4 protein-coding genes are annotated in these 3,516 nt (G+C 31.5%); 2 read left to right on the top strand and 2 right to left on the bottom strand.

Annotated features, from left to right (window positions below):
* Positions 1-344: 344 nt before the first annotated feature.
* Positions 345-851 carry a mechanosensitive ion channel family protein gene (locus RYK20_RS10765; protein WP_297979790.1) on the top strand — a complete coding sequence of 169 codons (507 nt, stop codon included), beginning with the start codon at positions 345-347 and terminating at the stop codon, positions 849-851.
* A 24-nt stretch (positions 852-875) separates the two neighbouring features.
* Complete coding sequence (locus RYK20_RS10760) at positions 876-1,751, top strand: NifU family protein (protein ID WP_311456534.1); 876 nt, start codon at positions 876-878, stop codon at positions 1,749-1,751.
* Between the two features lie 678 nt (positions 1,752-2,429).
* Here the strand turns inward: RYK20_RS10760 and RYK20_RS10755 are convergent.
* Both RYK20_RS10755 and RYK20_RS10750 read right to left on the bottom strand, forming a co-directional pair.
* Positions 2,430-2,624 (bottom strand): hypothetical protein, encoded by a 195-nt coding sequence (locus tag RYK20_RS10755; RefSeq protein WP_314895424.1) that lies wholly within the window; start codon positions 2,622-2,624, stop codon positions 2,430-2,432.
* A gap of 112 nt (positions 2,625-2,736) precedes the next feature.
* The gene (locus RYK20_RS10750; protein ID WP_314895422.1) at positions 2,737-3,384 is read right to left on the bottom strand and encodes a hypothetical protein; all 648 of its coding nucleotides are present in this window, start codon (positions 3,382-3,384) and stop codon (positions 2,737-2,739) included.
* Between the last annotated feature and the right edge of the window lie 132 nt (positions 3,385-3,516).

Below are 3,516 nucleotides of genomic sequence, written 5' to 3'. Positions count from 1 at the left end.
GAAACAAACAAAAGAATGAGAATCAATAATTTAGATCCTTTCATTGCTAGTTTTTTTAATATTTTCTTCATTACAAAAGAATATTATTCAGTAATTTGGGGGCAAAAATAAACAAAAAATGCAAAAATAAATAATTTTCGTTAAAAAATTTATTGACATTCTTTTAAGGATAACGTGTGAAAAATAGTTTCATTGTATAATTTAACGAAAATTCAGTATAAACAACTTATCTTCAGAGTTTTCTTAATCAATTTAGGCACTTCCACTAAACATTAACAAAGCCTTATTAATATTATTTAAAAATAAATTTCTATCTTTGTCGCCTATAACTAAAAAGGTATTCTATGCAGTTTTTTGATTTTTCCACTGAGAGGTACGCACAAATTATCGCTACCCTAATTGTTATTCTTGTTTTTATACTTATTAAGCGATTTGCTGATACTATTGTCAAGAAATTTGGTATAAAGTCTAATTTTTCTGAAGTACGTACCCAACTGGTCAAAAAATACATTGATATCCTTCTAGTAGCCTTACTCTTTGTTGTATTGGTTTCCATATGGGGGGTGAAGCCTGATCAGATATTTCTCTTTATCTCCTCTGTACTTACCGTGATAGGAGTAGCTTTCTTCGCCCAATGGTCTATTTTGAGCAATGTTACAGCTGGAATTATTGTATTCTTCTCATTTCCCTTTAAGATTGGAGATAAAATCCGTATTCTGGACAATGAGTTCCCTATAGAAGCAGAAATTAAGGATATTAGTTCTTTCTATACCCTATTAAGGACAACTAATGGAGAGAAAATTTCCTTACCTAATAACCTCCTCCTACAAAAAGCCATTGTTATCATCTAAAAAAACTAAGTTTAATAACCCTTTATGAAATTACAAATACATTATACCGCTGATCCTACGATCATCAAGCTAGAAGCTCCCAAAATTCTTGTAAAAGGGAGTTATGAATATAGCCAACCCCAAGAGGCTACCCTCTCTCCTCTGGCTCAAGAGCTTCTGGCTCTCCCCTTTATAAAAACAGTTTTTATCTCTGCCAATTTCATCGCTTTACAAGCACATCCTATTATAGAATGGAAGGATGTTATAGAGGAAGTAACTCAACAAATAGAAGACTATCTCAAAGCTGAAAAACCCTTAGTTATTGAGGAAGAAGCTACCCGAAAAGTACCTATAACTATCTATGTAGAAAGTACTCCTAACCCAATGGCAATGAAGTTTGTAGCCAATAAAAAGCTCGTAGATAAGGTCTTTGAATTCAAGAATGTAGAGGAAGCAACTGTCTCTCCTCTGGCGCAGGCTCTTTTTCAGTTTCCTTATGTGAAAGAAGTCTTCTTTGACAGTCATTATATATCCATCACACGCCAGCCTCGTGTATTATGGGAGGAGATTATTATGGAGCTCAGGGAATTCATCCGTACTTACTTGATGGACAATAAACCCGTTATTGAGGGGGTAACACAAGAGAAAGAAGTACAGAAGAAAGGGCTCCCCACCCTTGATATTCATTCTCGAAAGATTATCGCTATCCTTGACCAATATGTAAAACCTGCTGTAGCGAGTGATGGAGGACATATACAATTCGTTTCCTATGACAAGGAAGCTAATCTAGTGAAAGTACTCCTACAAGGTGCTTGTAGTGGCTGTCCTTCAGCCAAACGAACCCTTAAGCAAGGTATTGAAAATATACTCCGAGAGCTAATGAAAAACGAGACTATCACTGTAGAGGCTGTTAATAACTGAGACTCACAACCAAAAAGCTATAGGTTTGCTTTACAAAAACTCACAAATCCCTATCTCTATAGATTAGGGATTTTTCTATTGGTTATGATTTTGGCAAAAGAATTTATACCTTAAAATACAATATAGAGACGATATTTCAAAAAAGGTTTCTGACTTCCATCCTATTACAAACCTAAATAAGATAAATAATCAAGAATGAAACCTAACAAAAATATAGGAATTACTAAGCTGGTACTTAAGAAATTGAGAAGAAAATTTGTAAAAATAGTCTAGATCTTTCTATTTGGACACTCCTTCGTTGAGTACAGGAAAAAAGTCCCAAAACTGACCCTGCTATTAAATTAAAATCGATGTAATTAATTGATTTTTAATTAATTACATCGAAATAGTAGCGGGAACTGGAGAATTTCCCGAAAACTATCAAAAATAACTAATTGAATACCAATATTTGTTATTCTCTATTTCCTTACATTTTTGGCGTTGTTTGGCGCAAATTTGGAGCAAATTACCTCCGTTTTCTCTTATTATATATACTTTTTTACACTTACACTTATAAATATATAGTAAAAATGTTATGATTCGTATGCAGGCTCATAACTCATTGATTTACAACTCTAATTCTGCATAAAAACTGCATATTTTTTTCTTTCTGCATAAAAAGTTTTTATGCAATAGCTGTTAGAATATTAATTGGTATTCCTTCTTTATATAGAATACAAACTTTTCCAGCTCCTGAAAGATCTTCTTTGTCTTCTCATTGAGTACTATTGCGATCGCTTCACTTTGTGAATACTTGTCAGGTTCCTTTGGCAATATATAGGAAGTACGTTTTGTATTCATCTTCTCTATAACCAATTGGTTAAATTCTTTCAAAAGCGTTCTGATCTTCTCTACACTTCTACGAGACTTCTTTTGCGCAATGAAATTACTTATCCTTTCAGATTCCTTGACGAAACTTGTTGTTTTTTTCTGTTTTTATTATCTTTTATATAGTTCCCTTCAAGGTAGCTATCAAAAAGGAAAAATCTATTTTTTTATTTTCTTCTGTGGATATATCAATTTTTTCCAATAATTCTTCCTTTATTAAAGGAGTTAAATTCCTAATTTGAAATTTGTGCTTCTTACATAAAATAATCAATTTATCTAAATATAGTTTCACTGCAGGTTCCACTCTTTCCTCATAGAAAGGGGAAGGTATGTTATTAGCATATAATAGGAAGAATATTAGATTTTTGAACTCACTAAAAAATGAAAGACTTCCACCACTATTTTTCATATAATAATCAGTTAATATTGTATTATAGAACTCAAAACCTAATATATATCCAGAATTCTTAATATCATTATTCATCTGATTTATATGTTCTTTAACTTCTTCTCTAAGTTTTTCTATTTCTGTATTTACCTCTTGGGAAATATCAGCTTTTAGTTTGTCTATTTCCTTTTTCATCTGAAATACACTAAATATTTGCCAGCCCAGTAAAAACGTAACTAATATACCTAAAATACCAACTAATACTCCATATACATCAAACTCATAGGGAGCGACCCTTATATTAAACACAAAAAAGTTAATAATACAAGTTATAATAGCTATTATTGATAAAACTATACTTATAGATGCTTTTTTCATATTAGTTATTTAATATCTCTAAGCTGTTATCCCCAAAGATAAGTTTCAATACCTGATCTTTCTTATCTTTTTTGAGTTCTATTTGCAAAATAGCCTTTATATCATCTTCACTCTCTTTATTATACGTTTCCT

Source organism: uncultured Capnocytophaga sp. (genome assembly GCF_963525585.1).
Taxonomy (GTDB): Bacteria; Bacteroidota; Bacteroidia; order Flavobacteriales; family Flavobacteriaceae; genus Capnocytophaga.
This window is presented reverse-complemented; position numbering and strand designations above follow the sequence as displayed.